The sequence below is a fragment of the Kluyvera intermedia genome, from assembly GCF_034424175.1.
GTDB classification, from domain to species: Bacteria; Pseudomonadota; Gammaproteobacteria; order Enterobacterales; family Enterobacteriaceae; genus Kluyvera; species Kluyvera intermedia.
In genome coordinates this window covers 1174389-1198329 of record NZ_CP139986.1, presented here as the reverse complement: position 1 = coordinate 1198329, position 23941 = coordinate 1174389, and the positions used below count along the sequence as shown (strand labels likewise).

General features: G+C 55.4%; 30 protein-coding genes and 3 pseudogenes. 24 read left to right on the top strand and 9 right to left on the bottom strand.

Annotated features, from left to right (window positions below; translation table 11 throughout):
- Positions 1–23 precede the first annotated feature (23 nt).
- The 3 genes and pseudogenes from U0026_RS05795 to merR form a co-directional block, all read right to left on the bottom strand.
- Positions 24–140: pseudogene (locus U0026_RS05795) on the bottom strand (IS30 family transposase); the annotation flags it as partial.
- A 67-nt stretch (positions 141–207) separates the two neighbouring features.
- Positions 208–402 (bottom strand): annotated as a pseudogene (locus U0026_RS05790) (transposase); the annotation flags it as partial.
- Between the two features lie 76 nt (positions 403–478).
- Positions 479–934 carry an Hg(II)-responsive transcriptional regulator gene (gene merR, locus U0026_RS05785; protein ID WP_001166628.1) on the bottom strand — a complete coding sequence of 152 codons (456 nt, stop codon included), beginning with the start codon at positions 932–934 and terminating at the stop codon, positions 479–481.
- Positions 935–1005: 71 nt separating this feature from the next.
- Here merR and merT point away from each other — a divergent pair, with 71 nt between their 5' ends.
- From merT to U0026_RS05735, 10 genes are all read left to right on the top strand, one after another.
- Positions 1006–1401, top strand: a complete 396-nt coding sequence (gene merT / locus U0026_RS05780) for a mercuric ion transporter MerT (protein ID WP_001294653.1) — start codon at positions 1006–1008, stop codon at positions 1399–1401.
- Positions 1402–1416: 15 nt separating this feature from the next.
- On the top strand, positions 1417–1692 hold the full coding sequence (gene merP / locus U0026_RS05775) for a mercury resistance system periplasmic binding protein MerP (RefSeq protein WP_000732275.1): 276 nt from the start codon (positions 1417–1419) through the stop codon (positions 1690–1692).
- Positions 1693–1719: 27 nt separating this feature from the next.
- A complete protein-coding gene (gene merC, locus U0026_RS05770; RefSeq protein WP_000522996.1) occupies positions 1720–2145 on the top strand; it encodes an organomercurial transporter MerC in 426 nt (141 codons plus the stop codon).
- Positions 2146–2183: 38 nt separating this feature from the next.
- Positions 2184–3869, top strand: a complete 1686-nt coding sequence (merA, locus tag U0026_RS05765; RefSeq protein WP_000209296.1) for a mercury(II) reductase — start codon at positions 2184–2186, stop codon at positions 3867–3869.
- Positions 3870–3886: 17 nt separating this feature from the next.
- Complete coding sequence (merD, locus tag U0026_RS05760) at positions 3887–4252, top strand: mercury resistance co-regulator MerD (RefSeq protein WP_001277466.1); 366 nt, start codon at positions 3887–3889, stop codon at positions 4250–4252.
- A complete protein-coding gene (gene merE, locus U0026_RS05755; RefSeq protein ID WP_001087807.1) occupies positions 4249–4485 on the top strand; it encodes a broad-spectrum mercury transporter MerE in 237 nt (78 codons plus the stop codon). Before merD ends, merE begins: the two co-directional genes overlap by 4 nt.
- A 65-nt stretch (positions 4486–4550) precedes the next feature.
- Positions 4551–4763 (top strand): DUF3330 domain-containing protein, encoded by a 213-nt coding sequence (locus U0026_RS05750; protein WP_000993245.1) that lies wholly within the window; start codon positions 4551–4553, stop codon positions 4761–4763.
- A gap of 129 nt (positions 4764–4892) precedes the next feature.
- Positions 4893–5450 carry a recombinase family protein gene (locus U0026_RS05745; RefSeq protein ID WP_001162012.1) on the top strand — a complete coding sequence of 186 codons (558 nt, stop codon included), beginning with the start codon at positions 4893–4895 and terminating at the stop codon, positions 5448–5450.
- 2 nt (positions 5451–5452) lie between these two features.
- Positions 5453–8425 carry a Tn3 family transposase gene (locus tag U0026_RS05740; protein ID WP_126440987.1) on the top strand — a complete coding sequence of 991 codons (2973 nt, stop codon included), beginning with the start codon at positions 5453–5455 and terminating at the stop codon, positions 8423–8425.
- Between the two features lie 78 nt (positions 8426–8503).
- Positions 8504–9508 carry an IS110-like element IS4321 family transposase gene (locus U0026_RS05735; protein WP_000427623.1) on the top strand — a complete coding sequence of 335 codons (1005 nt, stop codon included), beginning with the start codon at positions 8504–8506 and terminating at the stop codon, positions 9506–9508.
- Between the two features lie 198 nt (positions 9509–9706).
- Here U0026_RS05735 and U0026_RS05730 read toward each other — a convergent pair whose 3' ends face one another.
- Entirely contained in the window at positions 9707–9841 is a 135-nt protein-coding gene (locus tag U0026_RS05730) for a hypothetical protein (RefSeq protein ID WP_255737041.1), read from the bottom strand.
- A gap of 158 nt (positions 9842–9999) precedes the next feature.
- On the opposite strand from U0026_RS05730, the gene U0026_RS05725 reads away from it, so the two are divergent.
- The 4 genes from U0026_RS05725 (at position 10000) to U0026_RS05710 (ending at position 11603) form a co-directional block, all read left to right on the top strand.
- The gene (locus U0026_RS05725; RefSeq protein ID WP_001247892.1) at positions 10000–10290 is read left to right on the top strand and encodes a nucleotidyltransferase family protein; all 291 of its coding nucleotides are present in this window, start codon (positions 10000–10002) and stop codon (positions 10288–10290) included.
- A complete protein-coding gene (locus tag U0026_RS05720) occupies positions 10287–10688 on the top strand; it encodes a HepT-like ribonuclease domain-containing protein (protein WP_001293886.1) in 402 nt (133 codons plus the stop codon). The genes U0026_RS05725 and U0026_RS05720 overlap by 4 nt, the downstream gene beginning before the upstream one ends.
- Positions 10678–11034 carry a cupin domain-containing protein gene (locus tag U0026_RS05715; protein WP_000215515.1) on the top strand — a complete coding sequence of 119 codons (357 nt, stop codon included), beginning with the start codon at positions 10678–10680 and terminating at the stop codon, positions 11032–11034. The genes U0026_RS05720 and U0026_RS05715 overlap by 11 nt, the downstream gene beginning before the upstream one ends.
- A 254-nt stretch (positions 11035–11288) precedes the next feature.
- Complete coding sequence (locus tag U0026_RS05710; protein WP_000091613.1) at positions 11289–11603, top strand: hypothetical protein; 315 nt, start codon at positions 11289–11291, stop codon at positions 11601–11603.
- Positions 11604–11775: 172 nt separating this feature from the next.
- Here the strand turns inward: U0026_RS05710 and U0026_RS05705 are convergent, their stop codons facing one another.
- The 4 genes from U0026_RS05705 to U0026_RS05690 all read right to left on the bottom strand — a co-directional run bounded on the left by U0026_RS05705 (position 11776) and on the right by U0026_RS05690 (position 14951).
- Positions 11776–12309: a phospholipase D family nuclease gene (locus U0026_RS05705; protein ID WP_000792636.1), complete on the bottom strand. Its 534-nt coding sequence runs from the start codon at positions 12307–12309 to the stop codon at positions 11776–11778.
- Positions 12309–13304 (bottom strand): ATPase, T2SS/T4P/T4SS family, encoded by a 996-nt coding sequence (locus U0026_RS05700; RefSeq protein WP_012561144.1) that lies wholly within the window; start codon positions 13302–13304, stop codon positions 12309–12311. The genes U0026_RS05705 and U0026_RS05700 overlap by 1 nt, the downstream gene beginning before the upstream one ends.
- A gap of 100 nt (positions 13305–13404) precedes the next feature.
- Complete coding sequence (locus U0026_RS05695) at positions 13405–14505, bottom strand: TrbI/VirB10 family protein (RefSeq protein ID WP_373859629.1); 1101 nt, start codon at positions 14503–14505, stop codon at positions 13405–13407.
- Positions 14505–14951: a TrbG/VirB9 family P-type conjugative transfer protein gene (locus U0026_RS05690; RefSeq protein ID WP_412099021.1), complete on the bottom strand. Its 447-nt coding sequence runs from the start codon at positions 14949–14951 to the stop codon at positions 14505–14507. The genes U0026_RS05695 and U0026_RS05690 overlap by 1 nt, the downstream gene beginning before the upstream one ends.
- Before the next feature lie 58 nt (positions 14952–15009).
- Between U0026_RS05690 and U0026_RS05685 the strand changes: the two genes are divergently transcribed.
- From U0026_RS05685 to U0026_RS05645, 9 genes and pseudogenes are all read left to right on the top strand, one after another.
- A complete protein-coding gene (locus tag U0026_RS05685; RefSeq protein WP_001067855.1) occupies positions 15010–15714 on the top strand; it encodes an IS6-like element IS26 family transposase in 705 nt (234 codons plus the stop codon).
- 50 nt (positions 15715–15764) lie between these two features.
- Positions 15765–16553 (top strand): annotated as a pseudogene (locus U0026_RS05680) (FecCD family ABC transporter permease); the annotation flags it as partial.
- Positions 16550–17317, top strand: coding sequence for a heme ABC transporter ATP-binding protein (locus U0026_RS05675; protein ID WP_062779535.1), 768 nt, complete (start codon positions 16550–16552; stop codon positions 17315–17317). The pseudogene U0026_RS05680 and the gene U0026_RS05675, both read left to right, overlap by 4 nt.
- A gap of 111 nt (positions 17318–17428) precedes the next feature.
- Positions 17429–17851, top strand: a complete 423-nt coding sequence (locus U0026_RS05670; RefSeq protein WP_062779533.1) for a hypothetical protein — start codon at positions 17429–17431, stop codon at positions 17849–17851.
- A 228-nt stretch (positions 17852–18079) separates the two neighbouring features.
- A complete protein-coding gene (locus tag U0026_RS05665; protein WP_062779531.1) occupies positions 18080–20206 on the top strand; it encodes a TonB-dependent receptor in 2127 nt (708 codons plus the stop codon).
- 12 nt (positions 20207–20218) lie between these two features.
- The gene (locus tag U0026_RS05660; RefSeq protein ID WP_062779530.1) at positions 20219–21229 is read left to right on the top strand and encodes an ABC transporter substrate-binding protein; all 1011 of its coding nucleotides are present in this window, start codon (positions 20219–20221) and stop codon (positions 21227–21229) included.
- Between the two features lie 118 nt (positions 21230–21347).
- Positions 21348–21869 carry a rhodanese family protein gene (locus U0026_RS05655; protein ID WP_062779528.1) on the top strand — a complete coding sequence of 174 codons (522 nt, stop codon included), beginning with the start codon at positions 21348–21350 and terminating at the stop codon, positions 21867–21869.
- A gap of 67 nt (positions 21870–21936) precedes the next feature.
- A complete protein-coding gene (locus U0026_RS05650; protein ID WP_062779526.1) occupies positions 21937–22116 on the top strand; it encodes a hypothetical protein in 180 nt (59 codons plus the stop codon).
- A gap of 457 nt (positions 22117–22573) precedes the next feature.
- A complete protein-coding gene (locus tag U0026_RS05645) occupies positions 22574–23023 on the top strand; it encodes an L-alanine exporter AlaE (protein ID WP_062779523.1) in 450 nt (149 codons plus the stop codon).
- Between the two features lie 39 nt (positions 23024–23062).
- Here U0026_RS05645 and U0026_RS05640 read toward each other — a convergent pair whose 3' ends face one another.
- Positions 23063–23407, bottom strand: coding sequence for a DUF2002 family protein (locus tag U0026_RS05640; protein WP_062779522.1), 345 nt, complete (start codon positions 23405–23407; stop codon positions 23063–23065).
- 150 nt (positions 23408–23557) lie between these two features.
- Between U0026_RS05640 and U0026_RS05635 the strand changes: the two genes are divergently transcribed.
- Positions 23558–23884 (top strand): DUF883 family protein, encoded by a 327-nt coding sequence (locus U0026_RS05635; RefSeq protein ID WP_062779520.1) that lies wholly within the window; start codon positions 23558–23560, stop codon positions 23882–23884.
- Positions 23885–23941: the final 57 nt, after the last annotated feature.

The window sequence follows — 23941 nt, the reverse complement described above, 5'->3', positions numbered from 1 at the left end:
TCGCACTTCAGAGTTGAATTCGCGGTGAAGATCGTTCCGGGTTTTGAACCCAGGATATTCGCTATTTCACTGAAGCCTGTTCCGTTCTTCCATAGTTCAAAAACAGAGGCTTTTTCCTCTGCTGTAAATGTTCGTCTCATTCAAAAAACCTCCGCAACCCCATGTTTTCACATAACTGTTGCGTTGACCAATTGAATCTACAGTAGCCTTTTTTAATATCGTATTTTGCTCCTCCAGACGGCGAACCTGCTTTTCCAGCTCGCGGATACGTTGCTGGTCTGGAGTAATGGGTGTGGCAGAGGGCGTAATCCCCTGGCGCTCTCTCCTGAGCTGGCGTACCCAGCTCTCAAGCGTAGTAGAACCCACATTCATCGCTTCACTGGCCTGTCGATATGAGTAGCCCGGTAATGACTCCAACTTACTGATAGTGTTTTATGTTCAGATAGGGGTCGTCTCAGAATTCGGAAAATAAAGCACGCTAAGGCGTAGTCACCCCGTGACTCCCCCGCGCCGATGCAGCGAGCTTCGTTCCGTCTTGCAGTGACGCAATCAGCGGGCAGGAAACGTTCCCTTTCCGCGCATGGCAGGCGCACACCAGTTCAGACAGCACGGCCTCCATGCGTGCCAAGTCGGCCATCTTCTCGCGCACATCCTTGAGCTTGTGCTCGGCCAGGCCGCTGGCTTCCTCGCAATGGGTGCCATCCTCCAGCCGCAGTAGCTCGGCGATTTCGTCCAGGCTAAAGCCCAGCCGCTGGGCCGATTTCACGAACCGCACTCGTGTTACATCCGCCTCGCCATAGCGGCGAATGCTGCCATAGGGCTTGTCTGGCTCCGGCAGCAGGCCCTTGCGCTGGTAGAACCGGATGGTCTCCACATTGACCCCGGCCGCCTTGGCAAAAACGCCAATGGTCAGATTCTCAAAATTAATTTGCATATCGCTTGACTCCGTACATAACTACGGAAGTAAGCTTAAGCTATCCAAACCAAATTTGAAAGGACAAGCGTATGTCTGAACCACAAAAGTCTGAACCACAAAAGTCTGAACCACAAAAGTCTGAACCACAAAACGGGCGCGGCGCGCTCTTCGCCGGTGGGCTGGCCGCCATTCTTGCGTCGGCCTGCTGCCTGGGGCCGCTGGTTTTGATCGCCTTGGGGTTCAGCGGGGCATGGATCGGCAACCTGACGGTGCTGGAACCCTATCGCCCGATCTTCATCGGCGCAGCGCTGGTCGCGCTGTTTTTCGCCTGGCGGCGCATCTACCGCCCGGCGCAAGCCTGCAAACCGGGTGAGGTCTGCGCGATTCCCCAAGTGCGAGCTACTTACAAGCTCATTTTCTGGATCGTGGCCGCGCTGGTCCTGGTCTCGCTCGGATTTCCCTACGTCATGCCATTTTTCTATTAATCACAGGAGTTCATCATGAAAAAACTGTTTGCCGCCCTCGCCCTCGCTGCCGTTGTTGCCCCCGTGTGGGCCGCCACCCAGACCGTCACGCTGTCCGTGCCTGGCATGACCTGCGCCTCTTGCCCGATCACTGTCAAGCACGCGCTTTCCAAGGTTGAGGGCGTGAGCAAGACCGACGTAAGTTTCGACAAGCGCCAGGCCGTCGTCACCTTCGACGATGCCAAGACCAACGTCCAGAAGTTGACCAAGGCGACCGAGGACGCGGGCTATCCGTCCAGCCTCAAACGCTGATCCGTTAACCGAACTCGGGAGCGACACATGGGACTCATCACGCGCATCGCTGGCAAAACCGGCGCGCTCGGCAGCGTCGTTTCCGCGATGGGCTGCGCCGCCTGTTTTCCTGCCATCGCCAGCTTTGGCGCGGCCATCGGACTGGGCTTCTTGAGCCAGTACGAGGGGCTATTCATTGGCATCCTGCTGCCGATGTTCGCCGGCATCGCGTTACTCGCCAATGCTATCGCTTGGCTCAATCATCGACAGTGGCGACGCACGGCGCTCGGCACGATAGGCCCGATCTTGGTGCTGGCAGCGGTGTTTTTAATGCGGGCTTACGGCTGGCAGAGCGGTGGACTGCTCTATGTCGGCCTGGCCTTGATGGTTGGGGTGTCGGTCTGGGATTTCATCTCGCCAGCACATCGCCGCTGCGGGCCGGACAGCTGTGAATTGCCAGAACAACGTGGCTGACGGCAACAGCCGTAGCCACCACAGAAAAGGAAAAATACATGACCACCCTGAAAATCACCGGGATGACCTGCGACTCGTGCGCGGCTCACGTCAAGGAAGCCTTGGAGAAAGTGCCCGGCGTGCAATCGGCGCTGGTGTCCTATCCGAAGGGCACAGCGCAACTCGCCATTGAGGCGGGCACGTCATCGGATGCGCTGACTACCGCCGTGGCCGGACTGGGCTACGAGGCAACGCTTGCCGATGCGCCACCGACGGACAACCGCGCCGGCCTGCTCGACAAGATGCGCGGCTGGATAGGGGCCGCTGATAAGCCCAGTGGCAACGAACGCCCGTTGCAGGTCGTCGTCATTGGTAGCGGTGGAGCCGCGATGGCGGCAGCACTGAAGGCCGTCGAGCAAGGCGCGCAGGTCACGCTGATTGAGCGCGGCACCATCGGCGGCACCTGCGTCAACGTCGGTTGTGTGCCGTCCAAGATCATGATCCGCGCCGCCCACATCGCCCATCTGCGCCGGGAAAGCCCATTCGACGGCGGCATGCCACCCACACCGCCGACGATCTTGCGCGAGCGGCTGCTGGCCCAGCAGCAGGCCCGTGTCGAAGAACTCCGTCATGCTAAGTACGAAGGCATCCTGGACGGCAATTCAGCCATCACCGTTCTGCACGGTGAAGCGCGTTTCAAGGACGACCAGAGCCTTATCGTTAGTTTGAACGAGGGTGGCGAGCGCGTCGTGATGTTCGACCGCTGCCTGGTCGCCACGGGTGCCAGCCCGGCGGTCCCGCCGATTCCGGGCTTGAAAGAGTCACCCTACTGGACTTCCACCGAGGCCCTGGCGAGCGACACCATTCCCGAACGCCTTGCCGTAATCGGCTCGTCGGTGGTGGCGCTGGAGCTGGCGCAAGCCTTTGCCCGGCTGGGCAGCAAGGTCACGGCCCTGGCGCGCAATACCTTGTTCTTCCGTGAAGACCCGGCCATCGGCGAGGCGGTGACAGCCGCTTTCCGTGCCGAGGGCATCGAGGTGCTGGAGCACACGCAAGCCAGCCAGGTCGCCCATATGGACGGTGAATTCGTGCTGACCACCACGCACGGTGAATTGCGCGCCGACAAGCTGCTGGTCGCCACCGGCCGGACACCGAACACGCGCAGCCTGGCATTGGAAGCGGCGGGGGTAGCCGTCAATGCGCAGGGGGCCATCGTCATCGACAAGGGCATGCGCACCAGTAGCCCGAACATCTACGCGGCCGGCGACTGCACCGACCAGCCGCAGTTCGTCTATGTGGCGGCAGCGGCCGGCACTCGTGCGGCGATCAACATGACTGGCGGCGATGCGGCCCTGGACCTGACCGCAATGCCGGCCGTGGTGTTCACCGACCCGCAGGTCGCCACCGTGGGCTACAGCGAGGCGGAAGCACATCACGACGGGATCGAGACCGACAGTCGCCTGCTAACACTGGATAACGTGCCGCGTGCGCTTGCCAACTTCGACACACGCGGCTTCATCAAGCTGGTCATCGAGGAAGGTAGCGGACGGCTCATCGGCGTGCAAGCGGTGGCCCCGGAAGCGGGTGAACTGATCCAGACGGCGGTGCTCGCCATTCGCAACCGTATGACCGTGCAGGAACTGGCCGACCAATTGTTCCCCTACCTGACCATGGTCGAAGGGCTGAAGCTCGCGGCGCAGACCTTCAGCAAGGACGTGAAGCAGCTTTCGTGCTGCGCCGGATGAGGAAAAGGAGGTGTTCAATGAGCGCCTACACAGTGTCCCGGCTGGCCCTTGATGCCGGGGTGAGCGTGCATATCGTGCGCGACTACCTGCTGCGCGGATTGCTACGGCCGGTCGCGTACACCACGGGCGGCTACGGCTTGTTCGATGACACCGCGTTGCAACGGCTGCGCTTTGTACGGGCTGCCTTCGAAGCGGGTATCGGCCTGGACGCACTGGCGCGGCTGTGCCGGGCGCTGGATGCTGCGGACGGTGACGGTGCGTCTGCGCAGCTTGCCGTGTTGCGGCAACTCGTCGAGCGTCGGCGCGAGGCCCTGGCCAGCCTCGAAATGCAACTGGCCGCCATGCCAACCGAACCGGCACAGCACGCGGAGAGTCTGCCATGAACAGCCCAGAGCACTTGCCGTCTGAGACGCACAAACCGATCACCGGCTACTTGTGGGGCGCGCTGGCCGTGCTCACCTGTCCCTGCCATTTGCCGATTCTCGCCATTGTGCTAGCCGGCACGACGGCCGGCGCGTTCATCGGGGAGCACTGGGGTATTGCAGCCCTCACGCTGACCGGCTTGTTTGTCCTGTCTGTGACGCGGCTGCTGCGGGCCTTCAAGGGAAGATCATGACCGCTTCCCAGCCAGCCGAGAGTGGGCAGCTTTGAGCTTCGCTACCAATCTGGAGGAGTACCACCATGAACGCAAACGCCCCGAACACTGCCAGTTGCACCACCTGCTGCGTATGCTGCAAAGAAATTCCGCTCGATGCCGCCTTCACCCCGGAAGGCGCGGAATACGTCGAACATTTCTGCGGGCTGGATTGCTATGAACGCTTCCAGGCACGCGCCAAGGCCGCGACAGAATCTGACATTGCGCCTGTCCCTGGCGGTTCGCAGCCGTCAGATTGAGGCATACCCTAACTTGATGTCAGATGCCATGTGCAAACGATGTCAGAATAGAGTTAAATTTCCTATTGATTGACATATTCCGTCAAAGGTAATAGATTTCATCCTGACACTTTTGCCTTTGGAGGCATCTTGCAAGGTCAACGCATCGGCTATGTCCGCGTCAGCAGCTTCGACCAGAACCCGGAACGGCAATTGGAGGGTGTTCAGGTGGCGCGGGTGTTCACCGACAAGGCTTCTGGCAAGGACACCCAGCGTCCCGAGCTGGAAAGGCTGCTGGCCTTCGTCCGCGAGGGCGACACCGTGGTGGTGCATAGCATGGACAGGCTGGCACGCAACCTTGATGACCTGCGCCGCATCGTCCAAGGGCTGACACAACGGGGCGTGCGCATGGAGTTCGTCAAAGAAGGGCTGAAGTTCACCGGCGAGGACTCACCGATGGCCAATCTGATGCTGTCGGTCATGGGAGCCTTCGCTGAGTTCGAGCGCGCCCTGATCCGCGAACGTCAGCGCGAGGGAATCGTGCTGGCCAAGCAGCGCGGTGCCTACCGGGGACGAAAGAAATCGCTGAACAGCGAACAAATTGCCGAGTTGAAACGGCGAGTTGCGGCAGGCGACCAAAAAACCTTGGTGGCCCGTGACTTCGGCATCAGCCGCGAAACCTTGTACCAGTACCTGCGGGAAGACTGACCATGCCACGCCGCTCAATCCTGTCCGCCACCGAGCGCGAAAGCCTGCTGGCACTGCCAGATGCCAAAGACGAACTGATACGGCACTACACGTTCAACGAAACCGACCTGTCGGTGATCCGTCAGCGTCGCGGCGCCGCGAATCGATTGGGCTTCGCTGTGCAGCTTTGCTACTTGCGATTCCCTGGCACCTTTTTGGGCGTCGATGAGCCTCCGTTTCCGCCCCTGTTGCGCATGGTGGCCGCGCAACTCAAGATGCCAGTGGAAAGTTGGAGCGAGTACGGCCAGCGCGAACAGACACGGCGGGAGCACTTGGTCGAGCTGCAAACGGTTTTTGGGTTCAAGCCCTTCACCATGAGCCACTATCGGCAAGCCGTGCATACATTGACCGAGCTGGCCTTGCAGACCGACAAAGGCATCGTGCTGGCGAGCGCACTTGTCGAGAATCTGCGGCGGCAGAGCATTATCCTGCCCGCCATGAATGCCATCGAGCGCGCAAGCGCCGAGGCCATCACCCGTGCCAACCGACGCATTTACGCGGCGCTGACCGATTCTTTGTTATCACCCCACCGTCAGCGCCTGGACGAACTTCTCAAGCGCAAGGACGGCAGTAAAGTGACGTGGCTGGCATGGCTGCGCCAGTCGCCTGCCAAACCGAACTCTCGCCACATGCTCGAACATATTGAGCGCCTGAAATCCTGGCAAGCACTTGATCTGCCCGCAGGCATCGAGCGGCAGGTTCACCAGAACCGCCTGCTCAAAATCGCTCGTGAAGGTGGCCAGATGACGCCTGCTGATCTGGCAAAGTTCGAGGTGCAACGACGCTATGCCACGCTGGTAGCGCTGGCCATCGAAGGCATGGCCACCGTCACCGATGAAATCATCGACCTTCACGATCGCATCATCGGCAAGCTGTTCAACGCGGCCAAGAACAAGCATCAGCAGCAGTTCCAGGCTTCCGGCAAGGCGATCAACGACAAGGTGCGGATGTATGGGCGCATCTGTCAAGCGTTGATTGAGGCCAAGCAAAGCGGCAGCGATCCGTTCGCCGCCATCGAGGCCGTTATGCCCTGGGACACCTTCGCCGCCAGCGTCACCGAAGCGCAAACATTGGCGCGGCCTGCCGACTTTGATTTCCTGCACCACATCGGTGAAAGCTATGCCACGCTACGCCGCTACGCGCCGCAGTTCCTGGGCGTGCTCAAATTGCGGGCTGCGCCCGCCGCCAAGGGTGTACTCGATGCCATCGACATGCTGCGCGGCATGAACAGCGACAGCGCGCGCAAGGTGCCCGCCGATGCGCCAACCGCATTCATCAAGCCGCGCTGGGCAAAGCTGGTTCTGACCGACGACGGCATCGACCGGCGTTACTACGAGTTATGCGCCCTGTCGGAGCTGAAGAACGCGCTGCGCTCCGGTGATGTCTGGGTGCAGGGTTCTCGCCAGTTCAAGGACTTCGACGAATACCTGGTGCCGGTCGAGAAGTTCGCCACTTTGAAGCTGGCCAGCGAATTGCCGCTGGCAGTGGCCACCGACTGCGACCAATACCTGCATGACCGGTTGGAATTGTTGGAGGCGCAACTCGCCACAGTCAACCGCATGGCTGCGGCCAACGACTTACCGGATGCCATCATCACCACCGCGTCAGGCCTGAAGATCACGCCGCTGGACGCGGCAGTACCAGACGCCGCGCAAGCCATGATCGACCAGACAGCTATGCTGCTGCCGCACCTCAAAATCACCGAGTTGCTGATGGAGGTCGATGAATGGACGGGCTTCACCCGCCACTTCACACACCTGAAGACCAGCGACACGGCCAAGGACAAAACCTTGCTGTTGACGACGATCCTGGCCGACGCGATCAACCTGGGTCTGACCAAAATGGCCGAGTCCTGCCCTGGCACCACCTACGCCAAGCTGTCTTGGCTGCAAGCCTGGCACATCCGCGATGAAACCTATTCGACGGCGCTGGCCGAGCTGGTGAATGCGCAGTTTCGGCAACCCTTCGCCGGCAACTGGGGTGACGGCACCACGTCATCGTCGGACGGCCAGAACTTCAGAACCGGCAGCAAAGCAGAAAGCACTGGTCATATCAACCCGAAGTATGGAAGCAGTCCAGGACGGACTTTCTACACCCATATCTCCGACCAGTACGCGCCCTTCAGTGCCAAGGTGGTCAACGTGGGCATTCGTGATTCAACTTACGTGCTTGATGGCCTGCTGTACCACGAGTCGGACTTGCGCATCGAGGAACACTACACCGACACGGCAGGCTTCACCGATCACGTGTTTGGCTTGATGCATTTGCTGGGATTTCGCTTCGCGCCGCGTATCCGTGACTTGGGCGAAACCAAGCTATTCATCCCCAAGGGCGATGCCGCCTATGACGCGCTCAAGCCGATGATTAGCAGCGACAGGCTGAACATCAAGCAAATACGCGCCCATTGGGATGAAATTCTGCGGCTGGCCACCTCCATCAAGCAAGGCACGGTAACGGCTTCGCTGATGCTGCGCAAACTCGGCAGCTACCCGCGCCAGAACGGCTTGGCCGTGGCGTTGCGCGAGCTGGGGCGCATCGAGCGCACGCTGTTCATTTTGGATTGGCTGCAAAGCGTGGAGCTGCGCCGCCGCGTCCATGCGGGGCTGAATAAGGGCGAGGCGCGCAACGCGCTGGCCAGGGCGGTCTTCTTCTACCGATTGGGTGAAATCCGCGACCGCAGTTTTGAGCAGCAGCGCTACCGGGCCAGCGGCCTCAATCTGGTGACGGCGGCCATCGTGTTGTGGAACACGGTATATCTGGAGCGTGCCACCAGTGCTTTGCGTGGCAACGGCACGGCGCTGGACGACACATTGTTGCAATATCTGTCGCCGCTGGGGTGGGAGCACATCAACCTGACCGGCGATTACCTATGGCGCAGCAGCGCCAAGGTCGGTGCGGGGAAGTTTAGGCCATTGCGACCGCTGCCACCGGCTTAGCGTGCTTTATTTAATGAGATGGTCACTCCCTCCTTCCCGGTACTATGCTGAGGACAGGCTTTCATTCGGAGAACTATCATGGAAAACATTGCGCTCATTGGTATCGATCTGGGTAAAAACTCTTTCCATATTCATTGCCAGGATCGTCGCGGGAAGGCTGTTTACCGTAAAAAATTTACCCGGCCAAAGTTGATCGAATTTTTGGCGACATGCCCCGCTACAACCATCGCAATGGAAGCCTGTGGCGGTTCTCACTTTATGGCACGCAAGTTGGAAGAGTTGGGGCATTCCCCAAAGCTGATATCACCACAATTTGTCCGCCCGTTCGTTAAAAGCAATAAAAACGACTTTGTCGACGCCGAAGCTATTTGTGAAGCTGCATCGCGTCCGTCTATGCGTTTTGTGCAGCCCAGAACGGAATCTCAGCAGGCAATGCGGGCTCTGCATCGTGTCCGTGAATCCCTGGTTCAGGATAAGGTAAAAACAACCAATCAAATGCATGCTTTTCTGCTGGAATTTGGCATTAGCGTTCCCCGAGGAGCTGCCGTTATTAGCCGACTGAGTACCATTCTTGAGGATAATAGTTTGCCTCTTTACCTCAGCCAGTTATTGCTGAAATTACAACAGCATTATCACTATCTTGTTGAGCAGATTAAAGATTTGGAATCCCAGTTGAAACGAAAGTTGGACGAAGATGAGGTTGGACAGCGCTTGCTGAGCATTCCCTGCGTCGGAACACTGACAGCGAGTACTATTTCAACTGAGATTGGCGACGGGAAGCAGTACGCCAGCAGCCGTGACTTTGCGGCGGCAACAGGGCTTGTACCTCGGCAGTACAGCACGGGAGGTAGGACGACATTGCTGGGAATTAGTAAGCGAGGTAATAAAAAGATCCGAACTTTGTTGGTTCAATGTGCCAGGGTATTCATACAAAAACTGGAACACCAGTCTGGCAAATTGGCCGATTGGGTCAGGGATTTACTGTGCCGGAAAAGCAACTTTGTCGTCACTTGTGCTCTGGCAAACAAGCTGGCCAGAATAGCCTGGGCCCTAACGGCACGACAGCAAACTTATGTAGCATAACGGCAGAAATACACCGGTTTAAAGAATTACTGATCTGGTTTTGCGAATACTGATATTGATGATACTAACGGCCCACCGGCCTGTTGAGGAACCTGTAAAACGGAAAGGCTCATTGAAGCCGTATATTTTCTGGAGGTTCATCAGGCGCGGAACTCATCAAGGCGCGGGAATAAAATCCCATTCAGACGCCGGATAGATTCAAGCAAGCCAACTTGTCGTCAAAATCGGTGTTGCAAAAACGGGAGTGACCATAGATTCCGTTTTCTGAGACGACCCCGGCAACGCCAGCAGGCTTTCGCGCTCGGCGGCGGAGAGGATCGAACGGCGGGGCATGCGGTTTCCTTCTTCTTGAAAACGTAGGTTTGTGACAAGCCCGCCAAGGCAACCGGCGCGGCACGGGAATCAAGGCATTGCGATTCTCGAAAATAGTTCTTGAAATTCTATTCTTGATTGCATATCATCTCAACGAGTTTCGATAAGAAAGGATGCGCATGCGACCGTCTGTTGTGCTTGACATGAAGCGAAGCGCAGTGCGTGAAGCGGTAGGCCGCTTTCGCGCCGCGAACCCGCGCGTCTTCGGCTCGGTGCTGCATGGCACCGACCGGGATGGCAGCGACCTCGACCTGTTGGTCGATGCGCTGCCCGGTGCCACGTTGTTGGACTTGGGCGATTTGGAAGAAGAACTGAAATCGCTGCTCGGCGTTGACGTCGATCTGCTGACTCCCGGCGACCTGCCGCCGAAGTTCCGGGCCAAGGTGCTCGCGGAGGCGCAACCGATATGAGCGAGAACCGCCTGCCCGATTACCTCGACCACATTCAGCAGGCCGCAACCGATGCGCGCAGCTTCGTGGAAGGGATGGCCAAGGACGACTTCTTGGCCGACAAGCGCACCCAGCAGGCCGTCATCATGAGCCTGATCGTCATCGGCGAGGCGGCCACAAAGGTGATGGATGGCTACGTCGAGTTCACCCAGGCGCATGCCGACGTGCCGTGGCGCAGCATGCGCAATATGCGTAATCGCATGGCTCACGGCTATTTCGACATCAACCTCGATGTGGTGTGGGAGACGGTACAGGAATGGCTGCCGGCGTTGCTCCAGCAATTGCCCGCCGTGCGTCAGGATGCCGACGATGAAGACCGTAACGACAACTGTGAAAGAGGGATCTCCGATGACTGTTGAATCGAGAATATTTTCTGTAGCCGAGTATGTTCAGCCGTCCGAAGGCGAGCCTATTCGTTCCGTTGTGCTTGAAACCCGAGACTCAATTATCGTGGTTTGGCATGTCCATCCCGGGCAGGAAATTGCGGCTCACATTCATCCTCACGGCCAAGACACGTGGACTGTTTTGTCGGGAATGGCTGATTACTTTCAGGGCAATGGGATTGTTCGTGCCCTCAGGGAAGGTGAGATAGCCGTGGCAAGACCGGGCCAAGTGCACGGGGCGCGAAATACAGGTACCGAGCCATTTGTGTTAGTCTCGGTTGTGGCATCAGCCAATGCCGGTTTCGTATTGGCTGAGCGATAGAGCCCAATCTCTGGAGTTGGTCCAATGAGCGGTCGGGGAGATAGGTAACAGACATGCAGCGGACACGGCTGCTAAACCAGGTCGCAAACCTCCTTGCGTCGCAGCGTGCCGCGAGCGACGCGATCAATCGAATGGGGTCGGCATGAGACTGAACACCATCCAGTTCCCGACCGCGTAGCCGCCTGTCCTGCCGATCAGGTCTTGACCATCGACGCCTGGGATCAGTCCTGAATGTTCTTGGAGACCACTACGTTATGAGCCGCAGCCGCCGCAAAACACCCATCGTCGGGCACACGACCTGCGGCAGCGAGCGCGAGGACAAGAAGCTCTGGCATCAGCGCTGGCGCACCCGTGAGCGCACGGCGCTGACCAGCGCGTCGCCCGAAGCCCTGAGCGCCCATCTGCCCCTGCTGGAAAACCAGGCCAGCAGCGTCTGGTCGATGGGCAAGGATGGCCGCTCCTACTGGCCCGTCAAGCGCCAGGCCGCCACGGCGGATCGCATCGCCAATCACAAGGGACGCAACCCGCAAGAACGCGCCTCCCTGAAAAAGCGCCTGCTTACACTGTGATTCCTTCAAAATATCTCAACGAAATTTCCCGACACCTGTTTAAGCTATCTTGCTGATATTTCTGTTTTTCGATTTTTGCCGGCGCGATGCCGGCGACGTTGGCCAGCTGCCCCGGGCGCGATACTGAGATCAGTTTCTTTGAACAAAAAAACCGCCTTTTGGCGGTCAGTATTCAGTAGCTGGAACGGTAGTCTCTCCCCCGATTCCAGCGGTCTTGCCAGTGTTCGAGGAATGATTCAGCGAGCTTAGGCATGTTCCAGATCACCACCGCATTCTCCGAGTTTTTCGTTTCGGCCGCTTTGGTGAAATTAAAGCTGCCAGTTTCAACGGTCACATTATCCACGATGATCACCTTGTCATGCTGGATAGGGAAATCACTGTCAGTACGCAAAGGGATGCCGCTGTTCGCTATGTAGTTCATGGCCGCAATGCTGGCGCGCCCCGTATTGCCCCTTTCATCAATTACGATTTTCACATCAACTCCCCGTTTTTTGGCTGCTACCAGTGCTTTCATAATATCCGGGGCGGTAAAAGAATAAGCCATCATCCGTATCGAGGTTTTTGCGGAGTCAATGGCGCTCAGGACGAGAACGCGGGCGCTTCCTTCAGGCGAGTAGCCAACCTGAACGGATGGTTCCACCGCAAAGGCGGGCAGGGCGGCTGTCGTAAATGCTGCGGCCAGAAGCCAGGTTGCTAAGTTTTTCATTACAGGCTCCCGTTCACACACTGCATTTTATATTCAGGGTCAAAATAAATTTCTTTGATTTTCCGCTTTTCCATATGCACCACAACGTCAATGGTGGAGTAGAGCATTCGCATAATATCGCTCATATCGAGCATACGGCCGATAGGGGTCGCCTTGATAAGCAGCCCAATACGGTTAAAGGCATCGCGCGCAGAGTTAGCGTGCGTTGACATAACACCGCCTGGATGGCCGGTATTAAGTGCTTTAAGATAATCCCACGCAGCATCATCCCTAAGCTCAGTCATGATGATACGGCCCGGTGTCAGACGCATACAGGCTCGCAGGGCATCAGTGGCGCTGACGCGGCCGATCTTTCCTGCATCGCCGTACATCATATAAACGGCTTCTACAACGTGATCGACCGTGACTTCGTGAACGTCCTCTAAAATAATTACACGCTCGTCTTTATGTAGCGATTTTAACAGCGCGCGCGTGAGTACCGTTTTCCCCGACCCGGTTTCACCGCAGATCACGATAGTGCGTTTCTTCTCAACGGCGGTTTGCAGGAATGCGGGCCATTTTTCGCTGCTGTGCAGCTCTTTAAGGAAAAAATCATCATCCGTTAGGCTTTGCTTGCTGCCGGTAATCTTCCGGCAGTCACTGAAAATCCCCTCGCGGGTCAGCTGCTCCAGATTTTTATCGGCCGCCAAATCCTTACGAAACGCTACGGCCGTTGTACCGTCAATCACCGCAGGGGGCAGACAGATAACGCCCCTGATCCCGCCAGGCAGGATCACGTCATTAATGGCCTGCATGGTCAGCTTGTTGCTGCTCACCAACGATTTAGCAAGGTTCCTAATAAAATCTGCCGTAATTGCCGCGTTCTGCACAACCCTGCGGCCGCTGAACGTATCACAGATAACTTCCTGAAAGCAGTTAATGCGAATTTCAAAAACAGTAGGATCTTCTAAATACTCGCGCAGTGGGCCAAGTTGATAGAAAGCTGCATCAGTCATGATTACTCCTGAAGAAAAGCGGGCGCTAAGCGCCCACTTTTTTAGTTGTCTGCGAGCGTATAAACGCCGCTGAAATCGAGGTCGCGGGCAACAAAAATGCTCACCGCATCACCCTGCTGATCGTAGAGGGTAGGGGGGATAGACATGTAAGAGCGGAGTGCTTAGACGCCAGCTGCTCACCGCTGTTTTCTGTACTGTTGTACTGAATGTTATTACTCTGCGTCTGGTTAACCAGCGCCGTTAAGGTGTCAGAGAACAACGAAATCATGATCGCACCACGCAGACGCTCCCACATATGGGTATCCACCTGGCCCGGAATCCCCGCGCTGCCGAGTGAGTTCGTTCCGGCACTGTCAATATTAACGATTGTTCCGTCCTGGTCATTGCGGATACGCTCCCAGAGAACAAACACGCGCGCCTGGCCGTCTTTGATACCACCGGTAATCTGCCCGTCAACCCATGAGCCTTTATCAATCAGCCTAACGAGTCCATCAGCTGAGTAAACGTCCTGTGAAACCCGGCAGGAAACCTGACCCGGAACAGTGGTATCCAGCTCGGTGCCGGTACCACAGGGGATCATTTTGCCTTTCGGAACAGTCAGGCTGGGATTAGCCATGACTCCAGCGCGGCTAGCCTTCAGCCTTGCAGGAGTCAGGTTTTTAGCGAGTGCTGAACTACCTTCGCTTGTTTCGTTGTCCTGGGGCTGCACTCCGGGACTATTGCTTGTAGCCGCCTGATTAGTCTGGGCCAGCTCGCCGCCCAGACGACGCTGCATAGCCAGTTCTTCAGGCGAAGGTTCTTTACGCTTATTAGAGGTACGCGCGCCGGTATTGCTGCTGCCCGCATCTGCATCTGCCTGTGCGGCAGCCTGCACAGCACGGGCATCAGTGGCGCTATTCTGCGCAGTTGCAGGTTTATTAACATCAGGATCGCTGTTAAAGCTGTAGTTTGGCAGTGTATTGGCCTGTTGCGCTTTACCACCGTCTTTATCAGCTTCAGCTTTAGCCGGGGCGCGAATTTTACCCATGACCGTAATCCCGATGAATACCAAAGCAAGCAGCGCCATCAGTATGACAAAGGCTTTCATACCAGGAGCCGAACGGCGGTTACTGCCATTAAATCCGCCACGCTCGCTTTCAAATTCACCGTCTCCGGTGTTTTCATCGAGTTCCTGATCTACATCGACACTTTTACGGGCCATCAGTTATCCTCCCCAATTTGAACCCTGCGCACATCCGGGGAAGCCGTACCGGTTGCTACCGCACCGGCGCCCGGCGCGAAATTATTATTACGAACGCCAACGACTTTATCGCCCAGACGAATACGCCACTCTTTAGCGACGGTTTCCACCTCGATGATGTTGCGGTTCTCACCCACAACATGAGAGTTAGGCAGCGTTTCTTTGCCACTGGCCGAGATCATGTAGACCTGCGGTAACTCCGCATTGGCCGGAAACTCAAACCGGGTAAAGCGGTAGTTATCCCAGACGTGAACCGGCTGGATGCTGCGCATTTCAGGCTGTTCGCTCATTACGTACTGATAGTTCTTCGCCCCCGCAAAAGCCGTCTGCTTCAGCTTCTGCGTAATGCGTTTTTTATCAGCCGCGCTTTTGGCTTTTTCCTGCTGCTCAAACGGATATTCAGGCACTGTTGCAAATAGTCGGTGGTGATAAACTTATCATCCCTTTTTGCTGATGGAGCTGCACATGAACCCATTCAAAGGCCGGCATTTTCAGCGTGACATCATTCTGTGGGCCGTACGCTGGTACTGCAAATACGGCATCAGTTACCGTGAGCTGCAGGAGATGCTGGCTGAACGCGGAGTGAATGTCGATCACTCCACGATTTACCGCTGGGTTCAGCGTTATGCGCCTGAAATGGAAAAACGGCTGCGCTGGTACTGGCGTAACCCTTCCGATCTTTGCCCGTGGCACATGGATGAAACCTACGTGAAGGTCAATGGCCGCTGGGCGTATCTGTACCGGGCCGTCGACAGCCGGGGCCGCACTGTCGATTTTTATCTCTCCTCCCGTCGTAACAGCAAAGCTGCATACCGGTTTCTGGGTAAAATCCTCAACAACGTGAAGAAGTGGCAGATCCCGCGATTCATCAACACGGATAAAGCGCCCGCCTATGGTCGCGCGCTTGCTCTGCTCAAACGCGAAGGCCGGTGCCCGTCTGACGTTGAACACCGACAGATTAAGTACCGGAACAACGTGATTGAATGCGATCATGGCAAACTGAAACGGATAATCGGCGCCACGCTGGGATTTAAATCCATGAAGACGGCTTACGCCACCATCAAAGGTATTGAGGTGATGCGTGCACTACGCAAAGGCCAGGCCTCAGCATTTTATTATGGTGATCCCCTGGGCGAAATGCGCCTGGTAAGCAGAGTTTTTGAAATGTAAGGCCTTTGAATAAGACAAAAGGCTGCCTCATCGCTAACTTTGCAACAGTGCCGGGCGTGATTATGCAAGGGCTGTTTCGAAACCCGATGGCCGACCCCGGCCTGCTTGGCGTCAGCAGCGGTTCTGCGCTAATGGTTGGTGTGGCGATCGTGTTTCCCATTTCGCTCCCTGCGGTTTTCCTGCTGTATGAACAGATGATTTTCGCCGTGGCGGGCAGTCTGGTGGTTTGCGCGGTGATTTTTCTGATAAGCCTGCGTCACACGCACGGCGGAATGATGCAACTCTTGCTGGCGGGGATTGCCATCAACGCTCTGTGCGGGGCGGCGATTGGTGTGCTGAGCTACGTGGGGGACGAACAACAGCTACGACAACTCACGCTATGGATGATGGGTAGCCTGGGGCAAGCACAATGGCCAACGCTGTGGGTCGCGGCGTCATTTGCCCTTCCGGCGATGGTTGCCACCGGTTGGTTGGCGAACACTCTGAACCTTCTCCAGCTTGGCGATGAAGAAGCGCATTATCTCGGGGTCAACGTTAAACGTAAACGCCAGCAACTCTTACTACTAAGCTCATTATTAGTGGGTGCGGCGGTGTCAGTGAGCGGTGTTATCGGCTTTATCGGCCTCGTAATTCCACACCTGATTCGCATGACCATCGGCGCCGATCACCGCTGGCTACTACCCTGTTCAACGCTTGCCGGTGCCTGTCTCTTACTAGTGGCTGATACGCTGGCACGCACGCTCGTCCAGCCTGCTGAAATGCCGGTGGGCCTGTTAACCAGCCTGATTGGCGGCCCGTACTTTTTATGGTTGATCCTGCGTACCCGGAGAGCATTATGATTAACGCCCAGAATCTGACCTTCAGTATTAACGGGCGTCGCCTGACCAACAATGTCTCGCTGGCGCTGCCCGGCGGTGAAATTGTGGCGATACTCGGGCCAAACGGCGCGGGGAAATCAACGCTACTGCGCCAGTTAACCGGTTATCTCCAGCCTGATAGTGGCCACTGTTCACTGTTTGGCCGCCCTTTAAATGACTGGCCAACGGCAGCGCTGGCAACGACGCGCGCGGTGATGCGCCAAAACTGTCATATGGCCTTTCCTTTTAGTGTGATGGAGGTGGTTCGTATGGGCCGCCACCCGCATCGCACCCGTAATCCACGCGATGAAACCGAACACATTATGGCGCTGTGCGGCTGTAGCGAACTGGCTTCCCGTGATTATCGCCACCTCTCAGGCGGCGAGCAGCAGCGGGTACAGTTGGCTCGGTTATTGGTCCAGCTCTGGGAGCCGGAGCCGTCACCGAAGTGGTTATTTCTCGATGAGCCTACCTCGGCGCTTGATATTCACCACCAGCAGCATCTTTTTCGCCTGCTGCGCCAACTGGTGCAAGAGCGGCAGTTTAGCGTCTGCTGCGTACTGCATGATCTCAATCTGGCGGCGCGTTATGCAGACCGTATCATTTTGCTGCAAAAAGGCCAGGTAGTGGATAACGGCAGCCCGCGGGAGGTTCTGACAGAATCCGCACTGAGGAACCTCTACCAGGCTGAAATCAGCGTCGCTCACACGTCAGAGTATACGCCGTTAATCATGCTGGACAGATAATCCCGAATGAACCTTCAGGAACACAATGATTCAATTACAGTTTATTCCTAGAGCCTCATCAGAATGTCTGTGTCATGCTCTCTCATGCTCACTAACTGATGAGGATTTATGATGAAAACAACAACAATCGCACTCTCCGCTCTTCTGCTGGCTTCTCCTGTTTTTGCCGCGACCACACACGCTACAGATGAAACGGTTGCTGCCGCACAGGCCAATGCCAATACGGCAAAAGAGAAATTGCATCAGGCCCAAAACCAGGGTGAAGAACTGAAGCTGAAGTCTAAGCACGCAGCGGAAGGCAAAAGTGACAGCGTAGGCAGCCAGGTCAGCGAAGGCGCGCAGAGAAACTGGAATAAAGCCAAAGAGGGAACCGAAAAAGGGTGGGATGCCACCAAAGAAGGAACCCAGAAAGGCTGGAATAAAACCAAAGAGACCTCCCAAAAAGGGTGGGATGCCACTAAAAAAGGCGCTCAGGAAGGCTGGGATAAAACCAAGGCCGGTGCTGAGTCACTTGAGAAGAAAGCCAGCGAATAATTCGTTTATTTTCAATGAAAAAGCCGGATGGAAACATCCGGCTTTTTTTTATCTTTAGCGCCCCCGCCACCCCTTTTCATCCTCTCCCCCTACCACCGCGCTATATATTGACATATACAGCGATTACTCTCATGATAATCATCACACAAATAATAATAGCTGTTCCCCTCATGCGTAGATGGTAGCTCCGTTACCACCAGTCTTTCTGTTAACAAATTGAATTTAAATATGTTTAATCATAAAAAAATACCTTTAGCCACGGGGTTGCTTGCCTTTTCGTGTCTGGCCATCAGCAAAGCAGGCTATGCTGACGACACCATGGTCGTTTCCGCCAACCCAACTGCCGACAGCAGCTCACAGGAAACACCGGCGGCTGAAAAACAGGCCACCCTCGGCAATCTGGGTAAACGGGCATTGATTGACGTTCCCTGGTCGGTGCAAACCCTGTCTGCCCCGCTTATCAGTCAGCAGCAGCTGAAAAGCGTCAAAGATGTCTATCGCTATATGCCGTCGGTGCAAGGCGACGGCGTGCGTCCACAAACGCGCGGGATGCAGGGTAGCGTGGTACAAAACCAAATGATTGACGGTCTGAACGCCGTCTCCACCACCGAATACGCCGCTGAGCAGTTCCAGAGCGTAGAAGTGTTAAGCGGCCTGGCCGGTTCATTGTATGGGCCCGCAAATCCGGCCGGGATGTTTAACCTGGTCTCAAAACGCCCGACGGATACCCCGTTACATCGGCTTACCGTTGGCGGCAGTACCGGCAACGGTACGTTGACCGCGCTGGATTTTGGCGGCCCAATCGATGCAGGAGACCGAGTCAAATACCGCCTCAACCTACTCAACGATGAAGGCCACGGCTACACCAGTGGCAGCCATAAACGCCGCCAGTTGGCGAGTCTGGGGCTGGATTTCCAGCTCACCGATAAAACGGTGCTGGAGAGTAATTTCAGCTACTACCACTATTATGAAAAAGGGATGCCCGGATCGTTTGCGCTGGCAAAAGGCGTGCACTTCCCCTCTCCGCTTGACCCAACAAAATCGAAATATGGTCAGAGCTATGCCGGGAACGATGATGAAACCACTACGGCTAGCCTGCATCTGAAGCACGATTTCGACGGTAACTGGCTACTTGATGTTGGCGTGTTGCGCCAGATTGCCGACCGTGAATCCACAACGGTGACCAATACGCTGACCGATAACCACGGCAACTACACCACCACCACCGCTAACTCCGCCGCCAGCCGTTTTACCATCAATAGCTATATGGCAAACCTGACAGGCAGCGTCGATACCGGTTGGCTAAGCCACGATATCAGCGCTGGTGTCCGTGGCTTTGTATGGAAGAACTACAACCCGGTTAACGGCGGCACATTTACACTGGGTAAATCCTCGCTTGACGATAGTCCAGTTTATCCACGTCCGCCGTATCCTGATTTTAACACCCGCTATCAGTCCGCAACGACCACTCAGCATGCCTTCCTGCTGAGCGATACGCTGCATTTCAGCCCGCAATGGAGCCTGCTGCTGTCCGGAAGCGAAAACCTGTTTACCGTCAGCAATTACAACAAAACAGGCAAGCAGACCAGCGATAACAAAGACAGCGGCGCCAGCGGTTCCGCCAGTCTGATGTACAAGCCCGTCGACAACGTGACGCTGTATACGACCTGGGCCGACAGCATGCAGCAGGGCGATACCGCACCTGCGGGCGCGAGTAACGCAGGTCAGGTGCTCAACCCGTATCGCAGCCAGCAAATTGAGGTCGGCGCAAAATATGCGCCAATAAACGATTTGCTACTCTCCGCTGCCTTGTTCCAGGCAAAGCGTCCATTCGCTTATACCAACGAAGACGGTAACTTCGCTGAGGACGGAACCCAGAAAAATCGTGGGCTAGAGTTGATGGCGGACGGTCACGCTACCCGGAATTTACGTTTATTCGGTGGCGCCACCTGGCTTAATCCCCGTCTGCACGATACCGCTACTGCCAGTGCTAACGGTAAACAAGTGGTAGGTCTACCGCGCTTCACCGCCAGTATGTTGGCAGTCTATAGCATTGAACAACTGCCGGGGGTCGATGTGGATACCAACGTGCGCTACGTAGGTCGTCGCGCCACCGATAACGCCAATGACAGCTGGGTTGGCAGCTATACCACCGTAGATGTTGGCGGCAGTTATGCCACGCGGATCTCTAACACACCGGTGACCTTCCGACTGGATGTCACTAACCTGGCTAACTGCCACTACTGGACAAACGTGGTGCCGGGCGCGCTGACCGGTTATACCGGCGCGGGCAACGCCAGCGCTCAGCTTGGCGCGCCACGTCAGGCCCAGCTTTCCATGCAGATTGATTTTTAAGGAGCCAATATAATGAAGCGTCGCCATGCGTGGTTACTCTGCGCGTGGCTGGCCTTCCCCGCCCTGGCCACGCGCCAGGTGGTGGATGATGCTGGCCACACTGTCACCGTTCCCGACAAGGTTAATGCCATTGCCGACGGCTGGTTCGCGCACCATTCGGTACTCATGACGTTGGGGGCAGGAAGTCAAATTGTCGCCACCGTTAACCATCCCGAAAGTCAGCCATGGATGTTTAAAATTACGCCAACGCTACATCAAGCGTTGCAGGTTCGCGGCACCACCTTTAACCCCGAAAGCCTGCTGGCGAAGCGGGTGGATGTAGTCTTTACCTCAAAAGGTAACGATAAAGCCGAAGGCTATCGCCAGGCGGGGCTACCCACGCTTGAAATGGCCTTTACCGACTACCCATCACTGATGAAATCAGTGACCACCACCGCTGACGTTTTGGGAACAGCAGATGCGCGTGGACGCGCAAAAGCCTACAACCAGTATCTACAGTCGGTGCTGGATGATGTTCAGCGCAAAACGCAAAATCTGACCAGCACACAGCGTCCGCGCGTCCTGCATATTCAGTCATTGAAACCGCTAAAAGTTGATGGCTGCCATACGTTGATAGACACCTGGATTAAGCTCGCAGGCGGGGAAAATGCCGCGGTAGAGATCAAGGGAAACATGAAAGAGGTTTCACCGGAGCAGGTGCTCGCCTGGCAACCCGATATCATTATTCTCGGCGCACACAGCGGCACGCTGGCTGACTCCCCCTACGCTGAGCTGTTCTCAGGGCTTAAGGCGGTGAAAAACGGCATGGTGCTACAGAATCCAGCGGGCGTTTTCCCATGGGATCGTTACGGTACCGAAAGCGCATTGCAGATCCAGTGGGCCGCGAAAATGCTGCATCCGCAACGTTTCAAAGGCGTGGATATCGCCAAAATCACACAGGATTTTTACCAGCGATTTTTTGATTACTCACTGACGGTAGATGAAGCACAGCGTATTTTACACGCCCTGCCGCCGGCTGACTGATGGTGCCACGCGTTAACCCTGGGGGGTAAAATGGAGTAGACTGACGGGCAGCATAACTCGTCTGACACTCCGGGTGTCACGCCCTAAAAAGCGTGGCTCGCCCTAAAGGAATGATAAAATGACCGCCGAAAACGTCTCTCCTAAAGCGGCCCTTGCTCTCGTTGAGCAAGGCGCCACCTTAATTGATATTCGCGATGCCGATGAATACGCTCGCGAGCATATTCCAGCGGCCCGCTTGTTTCCGCTAAGTGCGATGGAACAGGGAGCGACGCTTCAGGCAACGGTCGATTCCGTCGTCATCTTTCACTGCCAGTCGGGAAACCGCACCCGCAACAATCTGTCGCGGCTGATTGCGGCCGCCGCGCCAGCGAAGATAAAAATTGTCGACGGTGGCATTGATGCCTGGCGACAGGCGGGACTGACAACCGTGAAGGATACCTCACAACCTCTACCCCTTATGCGTCAGGTACAGATTGCTGCTGGCGTGCTAATTTTACTGGGCGTCGTGCTTGGCTACAGCGTATCTAACGCGTTTTTCCTGTTAAGCGGGTTCGTGGGTGCCGGTTTGACCTTTGCGGGCATCACCGGTTTTTGCGGTATGGCGCGACTGCTTGCCATCATGCCGTGGAATCGACGCTAATGCTGCCAGCCATTTATCGACATCCCTGCTAAGGTATTAATGCACTGAATAACAAAGGAGCACGTAAATGTTTGCACCTGGCGATCTGGTTCAACCGAAAATGGGTGGGCCAAAATTGAAAGTCATTGAAGCACATGAAGATAGCATTGTGGCCGTGCAGGCTAGCGATGAACACGGTAAGCAGTACACGCTGAAAAACGTGGATGTTGCACCGTATCAGGAAGACGGTGATTTTGGCGTCTGCTGATTTCGCCCGGCGGTGGGCCAGACTCACCGCCCCTCAAAGTGAATGAATACCCATAAATAACGCATACTTTATAAATCGTTTAATTGGAATTTAATTCTAATTATCACGCACAAACCCGGTCAAAAAATCCAAATGTGATAAAAATCACAATAAAAAACGCCCCGCCAATCTTTCTCGAAAAAAACACCACAACACATCTTTTTTCACCAATCCGAACCAAAATCCAACTCAATGATTTATATAAAAAAATAAACGCATGAAAACAAAAATAGCGCGGCGAACATCATTCATTCACAAACAGAGTATTTTATTGACAAAAACGCATTAAATAAAAATCTTTCACTAGTTGTTTGTTTTAATCCAGATGGATAATCTATACACGTCAATTAAACCAACCCAAAACGCCAGAAAACACACTTACCTTTGTGTTAACCGTTCATTTTCGAGGAGCATACCGATGTTCTCTGCGCAGTCACGCCTGCGTCATGCGGCAGCAGACACTTTCGCCATGGTGGTCTACTGTTCCGTCGTGAACATGATGATTGAAATTTTTCTCTCAGGAATGACCTTTGAACAGTCACTTTCATCCCGTCTGGTCGCTATCCCAGTCAACATTATTATTGCCTGGCCATACGGTATCTATCGTGACTTCATCATGCGGCAAGCTGGGCGCATTAGCCCTGCAGGTTGGATGAAACGGTTAGCCGATCCCGTAGCCTATGTGACCTTCCAGTCTCCGGTATACGTGCTGATTCTGCTGAGCGTTGGGGCTGACTGGCACCAGATTGTGGCAGCAGTCAGTTCTAATGCGGTGATTTCACTGGTGATGGGGGCCGCTTACGGCTACTTCCTCGATTTTTGTCGCCGCCTGTTCCGTGTTGCACAGTACACGCAGGTAAAAGCCTGATCGAATTGAAATAAATGACTGGCCAGGCCAGTCATTTATTTATGCGTTCTCGCCAAATAGCCCATCTAAAAAACGCTCCAGCGCCAGCCTTGAACTGAAGCCGTGCGGAATTCCGTAATGCTGCTCAATCGGCCCACCAAGATACAGTGGGAATTGTTCATAGTGATCGCAGGCTTTTATGTCAGAAGCCGGGTCAGCATATTTAAAGCTGCGTTCTTTCAGGGCCGGGTGAATGATAAGCGCAGTACGCCCCATTCTTGCTTCGCGGTTAACGTAAACATAGTTTTCACCACGGCGATAGCCGTAGGCCTTCGCGGTTACCGCATCCATGGTAAAGCCCGCCTTTTCAAGAACGCGCGCCACCTCGTCAGGTCGTAAATACATATTTTATCCTCGTCATCTTTTACTGCATCGCCACCTTACCGTAATCAGTATTCGCCTCGCTTTCAGATAATTCCACAAACACATAAATTAACGGCAAATTATCCCGGATGTCCTACACTTAACGTTCCATCAAAATTCGTGGAGGCTATAATGTTTAAGTCACTAAATCGCAATGACGCTGATGACGAAGTTCAGGATATTCAGAGTGACGTCAGTCAATTAGCCGACAGCCTTGAGAATGTTCTAAAGAGCTGGGCCAGCGATAATAAAGATGAAGTAGAGACCGCACGTCGCAAAGCAAAAACATTGCTGAGTGAAACGCGCGCCCGCATAAACGGCCGCAGCCGTCTACATCAAAGCGTGCATGATGTCGCCGACACGGCAGACAGCTATATTCACGATAAACCGTGGCAAAGTGTGAGCGCTGCCGCGGCAGTGGGGATATTTGTTGGCATATTATTAGGATGCCGTCGATAATATAACCACAATGATGTAGATAATAAAAACGCGTCTGCCCCGGATTATGCCAATAAT